Source organism: Streptomyces sp. NPDC007088 (genome assembly GCF_042869355.1).
Classification (GTDB): Bacteria; Actinomycetota; Actinomycetes; order Streptomycetales; family Streptomycetaceae; genus Streptomyces.
The window spans coordinates 228,514-245,983 of the sequence record NZ_JBIAFO010000006.1 but is presented as its reverse complement, the minus strand read 5'-3'; the positions used below and the strand labels follow the sequence as shown (position 1 = coordinate 245,983).

At 75.1% G+C, this 17,470-nt stretch carries 18 protein-coding genes; 11 read left to right on the top strand and 7 right to left on the bottom strand.

Going from position 1 to position 17,470, the window contains the following annotated elements; all coding sequences use genetic code 11:
• Positions 1–40 precede the first annotated feature (40 nt).
• Positions 41–922 carry an SDR family oxidoreductase gene (locus ACFYMP_RS12430; RefSeq protein WP_388854870.1) on the bottom strand — a complete coding sequence of 294 codons (882 nt, stop codon included), beginning with the start codon at positions 920–922 and terminating at the stop codon, positions 41–43.
• 376 nt (positions 923–1,298) lie between these two features.
• On the opposite strand from ACFYMP_RS12430, the gene ACFYMP_RS12425 reads away from it, so the two are divergent.
• Positions 1,299–2,108, top strand: coding sequence for a L,D-transpeptidase family protein (locus ACFYMP_RS12425; RefSeq protein WP_388854867.1), 810 nt, complete (start codon positions 1,299–1,301; stop codon positions 2,106–2,108).
• A gap of 21 nt (positions 2,109–2,129) precedes the next feature.
• Here the strand turns inward: ACFYMP_RS12425 and ACFYMP_RS12420 are convergent, their stop codons facing one another.
• From ACFYMP_RS12420 to ACFYMP_RS12410, 3 genes are all read right to left on the bottom strand, one after another.
• Positions 2,130–3,044 (bottom strand): biotin-dependent carboxyltransferase family protein, encoded by a 915-nt coding sequence (locus ACFYMP_RS12420; protein WP_388854863.1) that lies wholly within the window; start codon positions 3,042–3,044, stop codon positions 2,130–2,132.
• Positions 3,041–3,703, bottom strand: a complete 663-nt coding sequence (gene pxpB, locus ACFYMP_RS12415; protein WP_388854860.1) for a 5-oxoprolinase subunit PxpB — start codon at positions 3,701–3,703, stop codon at positions 3,041–3,043. The genes ACFYMP_RS12420 and pxpB overlap by 4 nt, the downstream gene beginning before the upstream one ends.
• 111 nt (positions 3,704–3,814) lie before the next feature.
• Positions 3,815–4,618 carry a LamB/YcsF family protein gene (locus ACFYMP_RS12410; protein WP_388854856.1) on the bottom strand — a complete coding sequence of 268 codons (804 nt, stop codon included), beginning with the start codon at positions 4,616–4,618 and terminating at the stop codon, positions 3,815–3,817.
• Between the two features lie 204 nt (positions 4,619–4,822).
• Here ACFYMP_RS12410 and ACFYMP_RS12405 point away from each other — a divergent pair, with 204 nt between their 5' ends.
• Complete coding sequence (locus ACFYMP_RS12405) at positions 4,823–6,121, top strand: FAD-binding protein (protein ID WP_388854853.1); 1,299 nt, start codon at positions 4,823–4,825, stop codon at positions 6,119–6,121.
• Between the two features lie 24 nt (positions 6,122–6,145).
• Here the strand turns inward: ACFYMP_RS12405 and ACFYMP_RS12400 are convergent, their stop codons facing one another.
• From ACFYMP_RS12400 to ACFYMP_RS12390, 3 genes are all read right to left on the bottom strand, one after another.
• Positions 6,146–6,895 carry a hypothetical protein gene (locus ACFYMP_RS12400; protein ID WP_388854850.1) on the bottom strand — a complete coding sequence of 250 codons (750 nt, stop codon included), beginning with the start codon at positions 6,893–6,895 and terminating at the stop codon, positions 6,146–6,148.
• Between the two features lie 7 nt (positions 6,896–6,902).
• On the bottom strand, positions 6,903–7,649 hold the full coding sequence (locus ACFYMP_RS12395; protein ID WP_388854847.1) for a helix-turn-helix domain-containing protein: 747 nt from the start codon (positions 7,647–7,649) through the stop codon (positions 6,903–6,905).
• Between the two features lie 94 nt (positions 7,650–7,743).
• The gene (locus ACFYMP_RS12390; RefSeq protein ID WP_388854844.1) at positions 7,744–8,892 is read right to left on the bottom strand and encodes a YihY/virulence factor BrkB family protein; all 1,149 of its coding nucleotides are present in this window, start codon (positions 8,890–8,892) and stop codon (positions 7,744–7,746) included.
• 17 nt (positions 8,893–8,909) lie between these two features.
• Between ACFYMP_RS12390 and ACFYMP_RS12385 the strand changes: the two genes are divergently transcribed.
• The 9 genes from ACFYMP_RS12385 (at position 8,910) to cysD (ending at position 17,470) form a co-directional block, all read left to right on the top strand.
• Positions 8,910–10,559: an acyl-CoA dehydrogenase family protein gene (locus ACFYMP_RS12385; RefSeq protein WP_388854841.1), complete on the top strand. Its 1,650-nt coding sequence runs from the start codon at positions 8,910–8,912 to the stop codon at positions 10,557–10,559.
• A gap of 230 nt (positions 10,560–10,789) precedes the next feature.
• The gene (locus tag ACFYMP_RS12380; RefSeq protein WP_388854838.1) at positions 10,790–12,103 is read left to right on the top strand and encodes a GAF domain-containing protein; all 1,314 of its coding nucleotides are present in this window, start codon (positions 10,790–10,792) and stop codon (positions 12,101–12,103) included.
• Positions 12,104–12,135: 32 nt separating this feature from the next.
• Complete coding sequence (locus ACFYMP_RS12375; protein WP_388854835.1) at positions 12,136–12,705, top strand: GNAT family N-acetyltransferase; 570 nt, start codon at positions 12,136–12,138, stop codon at positions 12,703–12,705.
• A gap of 377 nt (positions 12,706–13,082) precedes the next feature.
• On the top strand, positions 13,083–13,166 hold the full coding sequence (locus ACFYMP_RS12370; RefSeq protein ID WP_363146733.1) for a putative leader peptide: 84 nt from the start codon (positions 13,083–13,085) through the stop codon (positions 13,164–13,166).
• A gap of 157 nt (positions 13,167–13,323) precedes the next feature.
• Entirely contained in the window at positions 13,324–15,018 is a 1,695-nt protein-coding gene (locus ACFYMP_RS12365; protein WP_388854832.1) for a nitrite/sulfite reductase, read from the top strand.
• A 34-nt stretch (positions 15,019–15,052) separates the two neighbouring features.
• On the top strand, positions 15,053–15,235 hold the full coding sequence (locus ACFYMP_RS12360) for a hypothetical protein (RefSeq protein WP_363146602.1): 183 nt from the start codon (positions 15,053–15,055) through the stop codon (positions 15,233–15,235).
• Positions 15,232–15,951 (top strand): phosphoadenylyl-sulfate reductase, encoded by a 720-nt coding sequence (locus ACFYMP_RS12355; RefSeq protein ID WP_388854828.1) that lies wholly within the window; start codon positions 15,232–15,234, stop codon positions 15,949–15,951. The genes ACFYMP_RS12360 and ACFYMP_RS12355 overlap by 4 nt, the downstream gene beginning before the upstream one ends.
• Entirely contained in the window at positions 15,951–16,538 is a 588-nt protein-coding gene (gene cysC / locus ACFYMP_RS12350; RefSeq protein ID WP_388854825.1) for an adenylyl-sulfate kinase, read from the top strand. Before ACFYMP_RS12355 ends, cysC begins: the two co-directional genes overlap by 1 nt.
• On the top strand, positions 16,535–17,470 hold the full coding sequence (gene cysD, locus ACFYMP_RS12345) for a sulfate adenylyltransferase subunit CysD (protein ID WP_388854822.1): 936 nt from the start codon (positions 16,535–16,537) through the stop codon (positions 17,468–17,470). Before cysC ends, cysD begins: the two co-directional genes overlap by 4 nt.

Genomic DNA, 17,470 nt, shown 5'->3' with positions numbered 1-17,470 from the left:
ACGCGGGCCCTGTCCGTACTCCCAGACCTCCAGGAAATCCTCACGCCGGGCCCGAGGGTTCCCCGTCGCGGGCCCCGGCACCGAGCAGACCGGTCGCGGTGATCGGTGACTCCCGTGCGATACGGGGCAGTTCGCGCCGTGCGACGGCGAGGACGAGGAGCGGCAGCGCCCCGCGCACCGCCTGGACCGAGCGCAGCCAGGCGGGGACGTAGACCGCGCCCCGGCGCCGCTCGATCGTGCGCACCATGCGGTCCGCCACCTCGCTCGCGGCGAACACCTTGCGGGCGGGGGCCGGTTCGTGGGCGCGCAGCTCCCGCAGCACCGCGTAACTCTCGCTGTCCTGCGTCATGTCGGTGTCCATCCAGTTGAGGTAGGCGATGCCGACGCCGACCCCTTCGTGGGCGACCTCGGCGCGCAGGGAGTGCGCGAACGCCTCGACCCCCGCCTTGGAGGCGCAGTACGCGCTCATCATCGGGGAGGTGCCCATGGAGGCGAGCGAGCCGATCTGGAGGAAGTAGCCCCGCGAGGCCAGCAGGTCGGGCAGGAAGGCGCGAGCGGTGTTGGCGCTGCCCACGAGGTTCACGTCGACCACCCGGCGCCAGGTCACCGGGTCGGAGCCCAGGAAGGGCCCGCCCTCGGCGACCCCGGCGTTCGCGACGACGACGGAGGGCGGCCCGAACCGTTCCCGGATCTGCCGGGCCACGGCCTCCAGGGCGGCGTGGTCGGTGACGTCCGCCTCCCAGCACTCGGCCTCGACGGGCAGGGCGGAGGCGACCTCGCCGAGGGCGTCGGTGTTGCGGCCGACCAGGGCCAGGCGCGCCCCGCGCCCGGCGAGGCGCTCCGCGAGCGCCCGGCCGAGGCCGCGGGCGGCTCCGGTCACCACGACGGTACGGCCCTGCAGGGGACTGGTGCCGGGCTTCACGGGGCCTCCGGGGCTGAGGGGACCGGCCCCGTACCGCGCGCGGGGCCGGGTGGGGCGGCGACCGCTCGGACTGCGGACACGCTCACCGTAGGCCGGAGCGAGGGGCCCGGCAGCCCGGGAGGGACCGGACGGTCACGGGCGGCGGCCGTTCGGGCGGCGGGCTCACCCGGGCGGGCCCACGGCGCTCACCGGCCCGGCCCCCGCCCGGCCCGGCGGCCGTGTCGGTGCCCGGTCTCGCCCCGGGGTCTGGGGCACAGTGCGGGGAACCGGTCCCCGGCCGGTCCCCCGCCGCCGGTGACGGCCGGTCTCCCGAAGGGCCCGTGGGGCCCGTTTCCCCCCAGGGCCCGCGGGGCCCGTTTCCTCAAGGAGCGCGGCAGTGAGAACTCAGGGACACCCCGGTGCGCGCGGGCTGCGGCGCACCGTGCTCGTGGGCGCGCAGGTGCTGCTCCTCGTCGGCTGCGCCGGTACCCGTGCCGCTCCCGAGCACGCCTCCCCGACGCCGGACCGTACCGTTCCGGGCGCCGCCTCCGGCGCTTCGGGCGCGTCGGGGCAGCGGGCGGTCCCGGCCGCCGGGCCTGAGGCCGCGGAGGGGGCGGCGCGTATTCCGGCGCTCGGGCCCCGGACGCGGGCGCGGCTGCCTGCGGGCACGCGGCAGGCGCTCGTGGTCACCGGACGCTCCGCCGACTCCAACCGGGCGAGCGCCGTGCTGTACGAACGCGGCGGGGCGAAGGGCTGGCGGCCGGTCGCGGGCCCCTGGCCGGCGCGCAACGCCCTGCTCGGGTGGACGACGTACCACCGCGTCGACGACCTGCGGTCCCCCTCGGGCGTCTACACCCTCACCGACGCGGGCGGCCGGGACCCCGACCCGGGCACCCGGCTGCCCTACGACCGTGACCCGGTCTACGGGGACTCGGGCACCGGCTTCGAGGGGGAGCCACTGGACGGTTCCTTCGACCATGTCGTGGCGATCGACTACAACCGGGTGCCCGGGAGCCCGCCGCGGGACCGGCGCAGGCCGATGGGCGCGGGCCGGGGCGGCGGGATCTGGCTGCACGTGGACCACGGGGGCCCCACCCAGGGCTGCGTGTCCCTGACGAAGCCCCGGCTGCGCACCCTGATGCGGCGGCTGAACCCGGCCCTGCACCCGGTCGTGGTGATGGGGGCCGCGCCGATGCTCGCGAAGTGAGGGCGCCCGTGGCCGAGGTCATCACGCGGGGCCGACGGCGGGCCTTCGGCCGTCCGTGAAGCGCAGGGGCTGACCGGGGCGGGCCTGGGCCGCGCGGTTGACGTCCTCCCGCGTGACTACGGCGATCACCGGGTAGCCGCCGGTCACCGGATGGTCGGCGAGGAACAGGGTGGGCTGTCCGGAGGGCGGCACCTGGAGGGCGCCGGGAACCATGCCCTCGCTGGGCAGCTCCCCGGTCCGCGCGCGTGCGAGCGACGGGCCCGACAGGCGCATGCCGACCCGGTCGCTGTCGGCGGTGACCTGCCAGGCGTCGCTCAGCAGGGCGGTGAGCGCGGCGTCGGTGAACCAGTCGGCGCGCGGCCCCCGCCGCACCCGCAGCGTCAACTCGCCCCCGGCGGGAACGGCGACGGGCGCGAGGTCGACGCACGGGAACGCGGCGGGCGCCGCGCCCACCGGCAGGCGGGTCCCGGGGGTGAGCGGCGCGGGGCCGACCCCGGACAGGACGTCGGTGGAACGCGAGCCGAGGACGGGCGGTGGGGTCAGCCCACCCCGGACGGCGAGGTAGGTGCGCAGCCCGGACGCCGGGAGCCCGAGCCGCAGTTCGGCGCCGGCCGGGAGGGGGATCGGGCAGTTGAGGGCGGCGGCGCGGCCCTGGACGGTGACCGGGCAGGGGGCGCCGGTGAGCGCGACGAGGAGGTCCCGCCGGGCGCGTACGGCGAGGCCGCCGAGGGTGGTCTCGACGCACGCGGCGTCCCGCGGGTTGGCGAGCAGCCGGTTGGCGAGCGTCAGGGAGCCGCGGTCGGCGGCGCCCGAGCGGCCGACGCCGATATGCGCGAGGCCCGGCCGGCCGAGGTCCTGGAGGGTGGCGAGCGGTCCGGTCGCGAGGATCTCCAGAGCGGCCGGCCCGTCCGCGCCCGCAGCGGGGGTGACGGTCATCCGGCCTCCTCGAAGCGGACGCGGACGCCGGGGCGCAGGAGGGCGGGCGGGTCCCGGTCGACGCGCCACACGGGCAGGTCGGTGCGGCCGATGAGCTGCCAGCCCCCGGGCGAGGAGCGCGGGTAGATCCCGCTGAACTCCCCCGCGAGCCCGACCGATCCGGCGGGGACCCGGGTGCGGGGCTCGGCGCGGCGCGGGACGGTCAACTCGGGCGGCCCGCCCGTGAGGTAGCCGAAGCCGGGGGCGAACCCGCCGAAGGCCACGGTCCATTCGGTCGCGGTGTGCAGCCGTACGACCTCGCGCGGGCCGATACCGGCGAGTCCGGCCACCTCGGCGAGGTCGGCGCCGTCGTAGACGACCGGTACGCGGACGAGTTCCCCGTCCCCCCGGCCGCCTGACCCGGGCCGTACGGCGCGCACCGCGCGGGCGACGGCGGCGGCGTCCGCCTCCGGGTCCAGGTGCACGAGCAGGGTGCGGGCGGCGGGCACGAGGTCGCGCACGCCCGGCGGCGGATCGGCGCGCAGCGCGCCGTACAGGGCCTGCACGGCGTCCAGGTCCGGCAGTTCGAGCAGCAGTCCGTGGTCCGCGCAGGGCAGGACGCGCGGGACGGGCGGCGCGGACGCCGAGGGCGGTCGCGGCACGGCGGGCGTCGGGTACATAAGGCAATGTCCTTTCTTGCCCTGTCTTGTCTTGTCCTGTCCAGCGGTGTCCGGTGGTGCCGACGGTGCGCGCCGGGCCCCTACGGCGCGGGGGCGTACGGCATCAGGTCCCTACGGCAGGCGCGCGGGGGTCCCCTCGCGAGGGGCGCCGCCCGTGAAGGGGCGCAGCGCGATGCCCTCGGCGCGCAGCCGGTCCCGTACCGTCTCGGCGATCCGGACCGCGCCGGGGCTGTCCCCGTGCACGCACAGGGAGTCGGCCTCGACGAGCAGTTCGGAGCCGTCGACGGCGGTGATGGGCTCCCCGCGCGCGATGCGCACGCAGCGCTCGGCGATCTCCTGCGGATCGTGCAGGAGAGCTCCGGGCTCGCGGCGGGAGACGAGCGTGCCCTCGGGGGTGTAGGCGCGGTCGGCGAAGGCTTCGCGGTGCGTGCGCAGTCCCGCCTCCGCGGCCCGGCGCAGCCACTGGGAGCCGGGCAGGCCGAGCACCGCGCAGTCCGGGTCCCAGGTGCGGACCGCCTCGACGACGGCGGCGGCCTGGGCCTCGTGGTGCACGATCGCGTTGTACAGCGCGCCGTGCGGTTTGACGTAGCGCACCCGGGTCCCGGAGATCCGGGCCAGTCCGTCGAGTGCCGCGATCTGGTAGAGGACGTCGTCGGTGAGTTCGGCGGGCGGTACGTCGATGAAGCGGCGCCCGAAGCCGGCGAGGTCGCGGTAGCCGACCTGGGCGCCGACCACCACCTCGTGCCGGGCGGCGTCGGCGCAGGCCCGGCGGATCACCGTGGCGTCACCCGCGTGGTAGCCGCACGCGATGTTGGCGCTCGTGACGATCGCGAGCAGCGCGGCGTCGTCGCCGAGCTGCCAGCGCCCGAAGCTCTCCGCGAGGTCCGAGTTGAGGTCCATGGCCGGCTGGGTCATCGTGTGTCCTCCCGCGTCCTGCGCGGCCGCCCCGGGCCGTCGGCTCGGGGGACCGGCGTACGGCGCCGACGGTCAGCGGCCGCGCGGGGCCACGGTAACCGGGCGGCGGGTCGCGCGGGCGCCACCGGACCCGCGCGGGGTGCCGGGGCCCCGCACCGGAGCAGGCCCCGGCCGGGCGTGCGGGCCGGTGAGATGATCCACCGTATGAGCAGCGACAGTGACAGCGTGAGCGGCGCTCCCCGCAGCGTGGCCGGACCCGTGCGCAACTGGGCGGGGAACATCACCTTCACCCCTTCCGTCCTGCACCGCCCGGCCTCGGTGGACGAGCTGAGCGGGCTGGTCGCGGACGCCCGGCGGGTGCGGGTGCTGGGCAGCGGCCACTCCTTCAACCGGATCGCCGACCCGGACGACCGCGACGGCCTCCTCGTGTCGCTGGCCGGTCTCCCCTCGCTGATCGAGGTGGACGAGGCGGCGCGGACGGTACGCGTGGGGGGCGGCGTCCGCTACGCCGAACTGGCGCGCGTCGTGCACACGCACGGGCTGGCGCTGCCCAACATGGCCTCGCTGCCGCACATCTCGGTGGCCGGTTCGGTGGCCACCGGGACGCACGGTTCGGGGAACGGGCTCGGTTCCCTCGCGACGCACGTGCGCGGCGTCGAACTGGTCACGGCCTCGGGCGAGGGGCTGTCCCTGTCGCGGGACAAGGACGGGGAGCGCTTCGAGGGCGCCGTCGTCTCGCTCGGCGCGCTCGGTGTCACCACCGCGCTCACCCTCGATCTGGTGCCCGCCTTCGAGGTCCGGCAGGACGTGTTCCGCGGGCTCGCACTCGATGTGCTGGAGGCGGAGTTCGACGCGATCACGGGGGCGGGCCACAGCGTGAGCCTGTTCACCGGCTGGCAGCACGCGGGCTTCGATCAGGTGTGGCTGAAGCGGACGGAGACCGGCGCGCCCCGCTTCCCGTGGGCGCGCCCGGCCGAGGTCGCGATGCACCCGGTGCCGGGGATGCCGGCGGAGAACTGCACCCCGCAGTTCGGGGCGCCGGGTCCGTGGTTCGAGCGACTGCCGCACTTCCGGCCCGAGTTCACCCCGAGCAACGGCGCCGAGCTCCAGTCGGAGTATCTGGTGCCGCGCTCGGCGGCGCCCGGGGCGCTGCGCGCGGTGGCCGCGATACGCGAGGCCCTGGTGCCCGTCCTCCAGGTGTGCGAGGTGCGCACCATGGCCGCGGACCGGCTGTGGCTGAGCCCCGCGTACGGGAGGGACACGGTGGGCCTGCACTTCACGTGGCTCCCGGACGGCGCCGCGCTCGCCCCCGTCCTGGGGCGGCTGGAGCAGGCGCTCGCGCCGTTCGGGGCCCGGCCGCACTGGGGCAAGGTGAGCACGATCGCCCCCTCGGCGCTGGGCGCGCTGTGGCCCCGGATGCCCGACTTCGCCGCCCTGGTCGCGGAGCTGGACCCGGAGGGCTGCTTCTCGAACACCTTCGTACGCGAGGTGCTCGGCTCCTGAGCGCGGAGCGGCCTCCGGCGTCCCTCAGCCCGAGGCGCCGACCTCGTTGAGCGGGGCGCCGTCGCCGACGGGCGGGAGGTCCCCGCGTTCCACGGGCGAGGGGAAGGCCGTGGCGCCGGGCAGGGTCCGGTCGAGTTCGGCCGGGTCCGCGCGGTGCGCGGCGCGGACGGCGTCCCGCAGTTTCGCGCGGGACACGGCTCGGGCGGGCGCGGCCAGGGCGACGCGCAGGGCGCCCTGTTGCCGTACGTAGGCGTGCTGCCCGCCCGCCGTGAGGTACCACAGGCCGCCGTCCTCGGGGGTGCAGCGGACGGCGCCCGCGCCGTCCCCGAGGGGCACGGCGGAGCAGGTGCCCGCGGTGAGCGGGGCGAAGTCGTCGACGGTCAGCCGCAGGACCGCGCCGTGCGCGTCGGTCGCGGAACTCTGGAAGCCGTCCTCGTCCACGGGGCCCACGGACTGCACGGCGAGCCGGAACCCCGGCACCTCGGCGACGTAGACCTTCTCCAAAGGCACCTGCGCGGTCGCGGCACGGGCCGCGAGGACGTCCGCACCGGGGGCCGGGGATGCGCTGGGCGAGTCGGTGGGCGAGGCGTCCGCGCCCGGCCCCGCGGACGCACCGGACCCGCTCGCCCCGCCGGCCCCTCCCCCGGCCCGCTCCACCTCCACCCGCCCGCCTGCGCCGGTCTGCTCGCTCCCGCAGGCGGTGAGCAGGAGCAGGGCGGCGGGCAGCAGGACGGCGGCGGCCGCGCGGGCGGCGGGCAAGGCGGGTCTTCTCATAAGCCCATCATGCGTGCTCGGCCGCCACGGGCCGTCGCAGGGTTCGCAGTTGGGCCGGGGTGAACCCGGTGAGGGCCTTCACCTCGCGGCCGAGGTGGGGCTGGTCGGCGTAACCGGCGCGGACGGCGGCCTCGGCGAGGGGCAGACCCGCGTCCAGGAGGGGCAGGACGCGCTGGAGGCGCAGGACGCGGGTGAGCGTGCGCGGCCCGTAGCCGAAGGCGGCGACGGCCCTGCGGTGCAGGAGCCGTGGCCCGGTACCCGTGCGTTCGGCGATCCGGTCGAGCGGCCGGCCCGCCCGCGCCCCGGCCAGGAGCGCCGCCACCAGCGGATCGGCCACCCCCGGACCGGCCGCCAGTTCCAGCCCGGCCGCCTCCAGCCCGGCGGCCGGCCCCCCGGCACGCGCCACCCGGTCCCGCAGCCGTGCGGCCCGGCGCGCCGGCCACAGCTCGGCGAGCGGCACCCGCCGCCCCAGCAGTTCGCGCGCGGGCACCCCGAGCAGAACCGGCGCGGTCCCCGGCGCGAATCGCAGACCGGCCCAGCGCACGGCCGTACCGGCGGCCCCGGCCGTACCGGCGGGGTGCTGGGCGCGCACGTCGGGACCCGCGACGAGCAGCCCGCTCTCCTCGCTCCACAGCAGATCCATGCAGCCGTCCGGCAGCACCGGGCAGGCCGGGGCGGACGCGGGCGTCCCACCGGCCTCCCGGGTCCACAGGACGGCCCCGGGCAGCGCGGCGGGGCGTTCGCGGTAGGTCACGGGGGGCCGCCGCCGGGCCAGGGGGTGCTCGCTTCGTCCACGAGGCCATGGTGGCATCCGGGCACGGCCCCTCCGGGTGCCACGGGCGGGCGCCCTACTCCCCCGGCGGCCGTTTCGCGTGTTTCGGGGCGTGTTTGACGTGGGTGCGCAGGCGGGAGCCGACGTCCTCCGGGGGCAGGAAGCGGGACCAGCGTTCGGGGTACTCGGAGGGCATGTCGGGGTCTTCGGAGTCCTCGGGGCGGGCGGCCCGGACGGCGGCGGCGCGCGCGATCACCTCGGCGGCCTCGGCCTCGCGGGCCCGTTCGTTGGCGGCGCGGCCCGCGGCGGTCGCCACGGAGGGCCACACGCGGTCGATGGCCGCGTTGACGGCGGCGCCGACGAGGACGGCGAAGGCCGAGACGCCGATCCACAGGAGGACGGCGACCGGCGCGGCGAGCGAACCGTAGATGGTGGGGCCCTCGATGGTGGAGGTGAGGTAGATGCGCAGCAGGAAGCTGCACACGACCCACATCGCGAGGGCGACGAAGGAGCCGGGGACGTCCTCGATCCACGGGGAGCGCACCGGCACGGACACGTGGTAGAGCGTCGTCAGGAAGATGACGGACAGGAGGATGACGACGGGCCAGTACAGGACCTGGACGGCCGTCTCGCTCCACGGCAGCACGTTGACCACCGTGTCGGGGCCGGCGACCAGCAGCGGCAGGGCGACCGAGCCGATCGCGAGGCCCACGACGAACAGGCCGAAGGACAGCAGCCGGGTCGTGACGATGCCGCGCACCCCGTCGAGTCCGTACATCACGGTGATCGTGTCGATGAAGACGCTCACGGCGCGCGAGCCGGACCACAACGCGAAGACGAAGCCGAGGGAGATGATGTCGATCCTGCCCCGGGTCACGTCCTCGAAGACCGGCTCGGCGATCTCGCGCACGCCCTGGTCCGACAGGACCGTGCGGGAGGCGTCGAGGATGTTGCGCTCGACGCTCGCGATGGTGTCCGCGCCGGTCCACGCGTCGACGTAACCGAGCAGTCCCAGCAGGCACAGCAGCAGCGGCGGAACGGACAGCAGGGTGAAGAACGCGGCCTCGGCGGCGAGGCCGAGGATGCGGTACTCCATGCAGGAGTTGACGGTGTCCTTGATCAGCAGCCAGGCGGTCCTGCGCTTGGAGACGTTGCGGTAGAGCGCACGGACGCGCCTGAGCCGCCCGGGACGTCGCCGCGCAGCTGTTTCTTTTGCCTGGTGCACCTCCTTACCGTATCCGTATGGCAGCCAGCACCCACACAGTGACCAACCAGCCTCCGCCCCTGGTCGGGTACGACGTCTACGGCTCCGACCGGGCCCTCACGGAGGCCGTCGAACGGCACCTGGACCCGGCGTTGCTCGACGAGGCCCGCACCGAGCTGACGGAGCTGGGCCGCTCGGCCGGTTCCGCCCAGGCACAGGAATGGGGGGCGCAGGCGAACGAGAACCCGCCGACGCTGCGCACCCACGACCGCTACGGCCACCGGATCGACGAGGTGGACTTCCATCCGGCCTGGCACCGGCTGCTCGGACACGCCGTGTCCGCCGGCCTGACGGGCGCCTGGAACCGGCCGGGCGGGCATGTGCGCCGGGCCGCCGGCTTCCTCGTGTGGACCCAGGCGGAGGCGGGGCACGGCTGCCCGCTGTCGATGACGCACGCGGCCGTCCCCGCGCTGCGCGCCGAACCTGCGCTCGCCGCGCAGTGGGAGCCGCTGCTGACCTCCCGGGTGTACGAGGAGGGGCTGCGGCCGGCCGCGCTCAAGGCCGGGGCGCTGTTCGGGATGGGCATGACGGAGAAACAGGGCGGCAGCGACGTCCGCGCCAACACGACGCTCGCCCGCGCGCTGTCCGGCGCGGGCGAGTACGCGCTGACCGGCCACAAGTGGTTCTGCTCCGCCCCGATGTCGGACGGTTTCCTGGTGCTCGCGCAGGCGCCGGACGGTCTCACCTGCTTCCTCGTGCCCCGGGTCCTGGCCGACGGGGAGCGCAACGTGTTCGCGATCCAGCGGCTCAAGGACAAGCTCGGCAACAAGTCGAACGCGTCGAGCGAGGTCGAGTTCGACGGGACCTGGGCGCGACGGGTCGGCGAAGAGGGGCGGGGGGTGCGCACGATCATCGAGATGGTCGCCGCGACCCGGCTGGACTGCGTGCTCGGCTCGGCTGCGGTCATGCGGCAGGCCGTCGCGCAGGCCGTGCACCACGCCACCTACCGGGAGGCGTTCGGCGGACCGCTCGTGGACAAGCCGCTGATGCGCAATGTTCTGGCCGACCTCGCCCTGGAGTCGGAGGCGGCCACGACGCTCGGCCTGCGGCTCGCGGCGGCCTACGACGCGGCCGCGGCCGGTGACGAGCGGGAGCGGGCGCTGCTGCGGCTCGCGGTGCCCGTCGCCAAGTACTGGGTGACCAAACGCTGCACCCCGCTCGCGGCGGAGGCGCTGGAGTGCCTGGGCGGCAACGGCTACGTCGAGGAGTCCGGCATGCCGAGGCTGCTGCGCGAGGCGCCGCTGAACTCGCTGTGGGAGGGCTCGGGCAACGTGCAGGCCCTCGACGTGCTGCGGGCCCTGAACCGGGAGCCGCAGGCGCTGAACGCCTTCCTCACGGAGGTCGGCCGGGCGAGGGGCGCCGACCACCGGCTGGACGCCGCCGTCAAGGACCTGCTGCACGAACTGGCGGACCTGGAGGGGATCGAGACGCGGGCGCGGCGGCTGGTGGAACGCATGGCGCTCGTGCTCCAGGGCTCGCTGCTGGTGCGTTACGCGCCTTTGGAGGTCGCCGACGCGTTCTGCGGCTCGCGGCTCGCCGGGGACTGGGGCCGGGCCTTCGGGACGCTCGCGCATCCGCTGCCGACCGGGGCGATCGTGGAACGCGCCCGGGTCGAACTCCCGTCCTGAACCCGGCCGTCTGTGCGGTGCGCCCACAGGGGGGAGGGCCGGGACGGGGACGGGGGTGATGCTGCGCCGACACGGCACCACCCCCGCTCACCGCACCCGGTGAGGGGTGCGCGGCGCCGTCGAGCGACGCCGCGCCCAGCATCGGCCGGAGCGGGCCCCGGCCGCGAGAGTTGCAAAGGGTTGCAATCAGGTGGCCGATTCCCGGCGGCGAGAGGGCGCGCACCGCAAGGATGGGGGTGCACTCCCGTCGGCGGGCACGCCGGCACCACCCCCGTCGGCCGCGCCGGCGGCACGAGTCCCGGGAGCCTCCCGTGCAGACCACGCAGCCCCGGCCGGACGGCCCGGCCCGCCCGGTCATCGACGCGTCCTGGCGCCGGGCGCGGCGCGGCGGCCTCGATCCGCGCCAGGACCTGGAGGGCGCCCCGCTGGAGGCGGAGGCGCTGGAGTGGCGCAGGCGCGCCTCGCGGATGCGGGAGGTGTTGCCGGTGCTGGGGCGCGGCCTGGCCCCCGCCGTGTCCGAGACGGCGGGGCAGGTCATGGTCGTGACGGACGCCGAGGGCCGTGTCCTGTGGCGTTCCGGCAGCCACCGGGCACTGCGGCTCGCGCAGGGCATCCACCTCGCGGAGGGCACCGCGTGGGCGGAGGAGGCGACCGGGACCAACGCGATCGGCACGGCGCTCGCGACGGGCTGTGCCGTCCAGGTGCACGCCCGCGAGCACTACGTGCGGCGCCTGCACCGCTGGACCTGCGCCGCCTCCCCCGTGCACGATCCGCGCGACGGCGAGCTGCTGGGGGTGGTCGACCTGAGCGGCCCCCGGTCGACCTTCCACCCGGCGGCGCTCGCGCTGGTGGACTCGGTGGCCCGGCTCGCGGAGTCCACGCTGCGGGTCCACCACCTGGAGGCCGTCGAGCGGCTGCGTTCGGTCGCGGCACCCGTCCTGTGGTCGGTGGGCGGCCGGGCGGTCGCGGTCGACCCGGACGGCTGGGTGGCCGGGGTCACCGGGCTCGCCCCGTGCGACCGGCTCCAGCTGCCCGGCTCGCTGACCGCGGGGGCGGCGCCGGACCGCGTCCAGGTGCCCTCGCTGGGCCTGTGCGCGGTCGAACCACTCCCGGGCGGCTGGCTGTTGCGGGCCCTCGCGGAGGACGAGCTGGTGGGCGGCGGGGAGCCGGGGCGGGTCGTCCTCGACCTGAGCGCGGCCCGTCGCGCGACCGTGACGGTGTCGGGGTCCGCGGGTTCCTGGACCCGGGACCTCAGCCCGCGCCACGCCGAACTGCTGTACGCGCTCGCGGTGCGCCGGGAGGGCCGCTCGGCGGCGCAGCTCGCGGTGGACCTGTTCGGCGACCCCAGCAGGACGGTGACGGTGCGCGCGGAGCTGTCCCGGGTGCGGCGGACCCTGCGCGGGGTGCTCGACCACCGGCCGTACCGCTTCCGGGAGAGCTACGAGGTGGAGGTGGTCGCCCCGCGCGATCCGGCGGCCCTGCTGCCGCACTCGGTGGCCCCGCTGGTGCGGCGGGCGCGCGGGGAGGAACCGGGGGCGGAGTGAGGGCGGCCGGACCGGCGTGGTTCGCTGGCGTCATGAGCAGCGTCACCGTGACCACGTGGTCCCTTGAGCAGACCTCCCCGGGCCAACTGCGCTCGACCGGGGGCGCCCCCGACACGGTCCGGGTGGCCAGAGCGGAGGTCCTCTCCCCCGAGTTCAGCCGTTTCCTCTACACGGCGGTGGGGCAGGACGTGACCTGGACCGACCGGCTGTCGTGGACCCACCGAGAGTGGCGGGAGCTGCTGGAGCGGCCGGGCACGGAGACCTGGGTGGCGTACGACCGGGGAACACCCGCCGGCTACGCGGAACTGGCCGGGCAGGACGAAGGCGCCGTGGAGATCGTCTACTTCGGGCTGCTCCCGGCCTTCCGGGGGCGCGGGATCGGCGGCCACCTCCTGTCGTACGCGACCGCGCGCGCGTGGGACCTCGCGCTGCGCCATCCCGGGCGCGAGGCGACCAGGCGGGTGTGGCTGCACACGTGCAGCAAGGACGGTCCGCACGCCCTGGAGAACTACCGGCGCCGGGGCTTCACGGTCTTCGGCACCCACACCGAGGAGGAGCCGGCGCTCCCCACCCCGGGCCCCTGGCCGGGCGCGGCGCTCTGAGCACGGCGGGGCGGGGACACGGGGGCGGGAACCGGCGGGCGAGGCCGCGCGAGCGGGCCGCGCGAGCGGGGTGGGGCAGAGGCGGGCGGACGGGCGCGGACGAGCAGGCGGGTACGGACGGGCGGGCGCGGACGGGCGCCGCTGGGCGGCATACCCGCGGCCGGCACCCGCAGCCTCCGCGCCCCCGCTCCCCGAACGCCCGGCTCCGTCGACGCCCCTTCCCCTCCCGCCGCCGCATCCGCATCCGCATCCGTACCAACCCGCTCAGTCGCTCCCGCCCCACCTCCCCCATCCAGTCGTCTCGGCATACGGGACGCGTTCGTCCACATTCCGGATAATGGTGGACTGGCCCGAGACCCTCGTGCCACGCTTCCGTCATGTCTTCAGCTGGAATCGCCTTGGTGAGTCGACGGCACGTCGATCTCGGCCGCATGTCCAGCGCCATCTGTCGGGCGCGCTGACGGTCCCGGTTCCGCCGCGAGAACCGCCCACCGCCCCGCCTCCTCCCGCCGCTTCCCGAGCCGCCTCTCCCCGTCATCGCCTGCGCAGCGCCGCGCACGCGTGCCCGTACGCGCAAGGCCGGAGCCGCCCGCCTGCCGTCTCGAAGGACGTATCGCCATGGCCGACGCCCCCACGCCCCCCGCAGCCGCACCTCGACGCAAGACCGGCCGTCATCGCGGCGAAGGACAGTGGGCCGTAGGACACTTCACCCCGCTCAACGGCAACGAACAGTTCAAGAAGGACGACGACGGTCTCAACGTACGGACACGTATTGAGACGATCTACTCCAAGGCGGGCTTCGACTCGATCGACCCGAACGACCTGCGCGGCCGGATGCGCTGGTGGGGGCTCTACACGCAGCGCCGGCCCGGCATCGACGGCGGCAAGACGGCCGTGCTGGAGCCGGAGGAGCTGGACGACAAGTACTTCATGCTCCGGGTGCGGATCGACGGCGGACGGCTGACGACCGAGCAGCTGCGGGTGATCGGCGAGGTGTCGCAGGAGTTCGCGCGCGGCACCGCGGACCTGACGGACCGGCAGAACATCCAGTACCACTGGATCAGGATCGAGGACGTCCCGGAGATCTGGCGGCGGCTGGAGGCCGTGGGCCTCTCCACGACCGAGGCGTGCGGGGACACTCCGCGCGTCGTGCTCGGCTCCCCGGTCGCGGGCATCGCCGAGGACGAGATCATCGACGGCACCCCGGCGATCGAGGAGATCCACCGCCGGGTCGTCGGCAACCCGGAGTTCTCGAACCTGCCGCGCAAGTTCAAGACGGCGGTCTCGGGCTCCCCGCTGCTGGACGTGGCGCACGAGATCAACGACGTCGCCTTCGTCGGTGTCGAACACCCCGAGCACGGACCGGGTTTCGACCTGTGGGTGGGCGGCGGCCTGTCGACCAACCCGAAGATCGGCGTACGGCTGGGCGCCTGGGTGCCGCTGGAGGAGGTCGGGGACGTGCACGTGGGCGTGCTGTCGATCTTCCGCGACTACGGCTACCGGCGGCTGCGCACCCGGGCCCGGCTGAAGTTCCTGGTCGCCGACTGGGGCGCGGAGAAGTTCCGGCGGGTGCTGGAGGAGGAGTACCTGCACCGCGCGCTGGTGGACGGCCCGGCCCCGGCGGAGCCGGTGGAGCGCTGGCGCGACCACGTCGGGGTGCACCGCCAGAAGGACGGCCTGTTCTACGTGGGCTTCGCCCCGCGCGTGGGCCGGGTCGACGGCACCGTCCTCACCAAGATCGCCGAACTGGCGGCGGAGCACGGCTCGGGGCGGCTGCGCACCACCGTCGAGCAGAAGATGCTGGTGCTGGACATCGCCGAGGACCGGGTCGACTCGCTCGTGGCGGGCCTGGAGGCGCTGGACCTCGTCGTCCACCCCTCGCCCTTCCGGCGCGGCACGATGGCCTGCACGGGGATCGAGTATTGCAAGATCGCGATCGTCGAGACGAAGGCGCGCGGCGCCTCGCTCGTCGACGAACTGGAGCGCAGGCTGCCGGACTTCGACGAGCCGGTCACCATCAACCTCAACGGCTGCCCGAACGCCTGCGCCCGCATCCAGGTCGCCGACATCGGCCTCAAGGGCCAGCTCGTCGTGGACGAGGAGGGCCGGCAGGTCGAGGGCTTCCAGGTCCACCTGGGCGGCGCGCTCGGTCTCCAGGCCGGCTTCGGCCGCAAGGTCCGCGGGCTGAAGGTCACCTCGGAGCAACTGCCGGACTACGTCGAGCGCGTACTGCGCCGCTTCCAGGCGGACCGCGAGGACGGCGAACGCTTCGCGACCTGGGCCGCCCGCGCGGACGCGGAGGCGCTGTCGTGACCCGGACCACCCCCTACCGGAAAAGGGCCGCCTCGTGAGCGAGCGTGCGGCGCCCTTCTACTGCCCTTACTGCGGGGACGAGGACCTGCGGCCCGGCGAGCAGGGGCACGGCTGCTGGGAATGCGCGGCCTGCAATCGCGCCTTCCAACTGAAGTTCCTCGGGCTGCTCGCCCGGGGACTTCAGCGCCACGACGGCGAAGGGGATCAGCTCTCATGACCACCATCACCCCGATATCCGCGACCACGACACCCCTCCAACTGGCCGCGCTCGCCGAGCGGGCGGGCCGCGAACTGGAGGAGGCCCCGGCCCTGGAGATCCTCCAGTGGGCGGCCGGCACCTTCGGCGGCCGTTTCTGCGTGACCTCCTCGATGGAGGACGCCGTGGTCGCGCACCTCGCCGCACGCGCCATGCCCGGCGTGGACGTGGTGTTCCTCGACACCGGCTACCACTTCCCGGAGACCATCGGCACACGCGACGCGGTCGCCGCCGTGATGGACGTGCGGGTCATCACGCTCACCCCGCGCCAGTCGGTCGCCGAGCAGGACGCCGAGTACGGCCCGAAGCTGCACGACCGCGACCCGGACCGGTGCTGCGCCCTGCGCAAGGTCGCACCGCTTCAGGAGGGTCTCGCGGGCTACGCGGCCTGGGCCACGGGCCTGCGCCGCGACGAGTCGCCGACCCGCGCGAACACCCCGGTCGTGGGCTGGGACGAGAAGCGGCAGAAGGTCAAGGTGTCGCCCATCGCCCGCTGGACACAGCGGGACGTGGACGCGTACGTCGCCGAACACGGCGTGCTCACCAACCCGTTGCTCATGGACGGTTACGGCTCGGTGGGCTGCGCCCCGTGCACCCGGCGGCTGCTGGAGGGCGAGGACGCCCGCGCCGGCCGCTGGTCGGGCAGCGCGAAGACCGAGTGCGGTCTGCACGGCTGATGACGAGGAACATCCCGCCCCGTGCGTTCTCGGGGCCGAGCGAGGAGAACGACGTGACCGGAGCCACCGTCTGGCTCACGGGTCTGCCGAGCGCCGGCAAGACCACCATCGCCCACGAACTCGCGGGCCGGCTGCGCGCCGAGGGGCGCCGGGTGGAGGTCCTGGACGGCGACGAGATCCGCACCTTCCTCTCGGCGGGCCTCGGCTTCGGCCGCGCCGACCGCGACACCAACGTGCAGCGCATCGGCTTCGTCGCCGAACTGCTGGCCTCGAACGGCGTGTTGACGCTGGTGCCGGTCATCGCCCCGTACGCGGACAGCCGGGAGGCGGTGCGCAAACGCCACCAGGCCGAGGGCACCGGCTACGTCGAGGTGCACGTCGCCACCCCGGTGGAGGTGTGCGCGGTACGCGATGTGAAGGGCCTGTACGCGAAGCAGGCGGCGGGCGAACTGTCCGGACTGACCGGCGTGGACGACCCCTACGAGGAGCCCGCCTCGCCCGATCTGCGCGTCGAGGCGCAGGGGCAGACACCGGCCGAGTCCGCCGCGGCGCTCTACGCGCTGCTCAAGGAGAGGGGTCTCGTATGACCACGGCAACCGCGACACAGGGCGGTACCGACAGCCCCTTCGCGCTCAGCCACCTGGACGCGCTGGAGTCGGAGGCGGTGCACATCTTCCGCGAGGTGGCGGGGGAGTTCGAGCGGCCGGTGATCCTGTTCTCCGGCGGCAAGGACTCGATCGTCATGCTGCACCTCGCGCTCAAGGCGTTCGCCCCCGCGCCGGTGCCCTTCTCGCTGCTGCACGTCGACACCGGGCACAACTTCCCCGAGGTGCTGGAGTACCGGGACCGCACCGTGGCCGCGCACGGGCTGCGGCTGCACGTCGCCTCGGTGCAGGACTACATCGACGACGGGCGGCTGCGCGAGCGGCCCGACGGCACCCGTAACCCGCTCCAGACGGTGCCGCTGACCGAGGCGATCCAGCAGAACCGTTTCGACGCGGTGTTCGGCGGCGGGCGGCGCGACGAGGAGAAGGCCCGCGCCAAGGAGCGGGTGTTCTCGCTGCGCGACGAGTTCTCCCAGTGGGACCCGCGCCGCCAGCGCCCCGAGCTGTGGCAGCTCTACAACGGGCGCCACGCCCCCGGCGAGCACGTGCGGGTGTTCCCGCTGTCGAACTGGACCGAGCTGGACGTGTGGCAGTACATCGCCCGCGAGCACATCGAACTGCCCGCGATCTACTTCGCGCACGAGCGCGAGGTGTTCTCCCGCGGCGGGATGTGGCTGACCGCCGGGGACTGGGGCGGGCCCGCACGGACCGAGCCGGTCGAGCGGCGCCTCGTGCGCTACCGCACCGTCGGCGACATGTCCTGCACCGGCGCCGTCGACTCCCAGGCGCGGACGCTTGAGGCCGTGATCACGGAGATCGCCGCCTCCCGGCTGACCGAGCGCGGCGCGACCCGGGCCGACGACAAGATGTCCGAGGCCGCCATGGAGGACCGCAAGCGCGAGGGGTACTTCTAA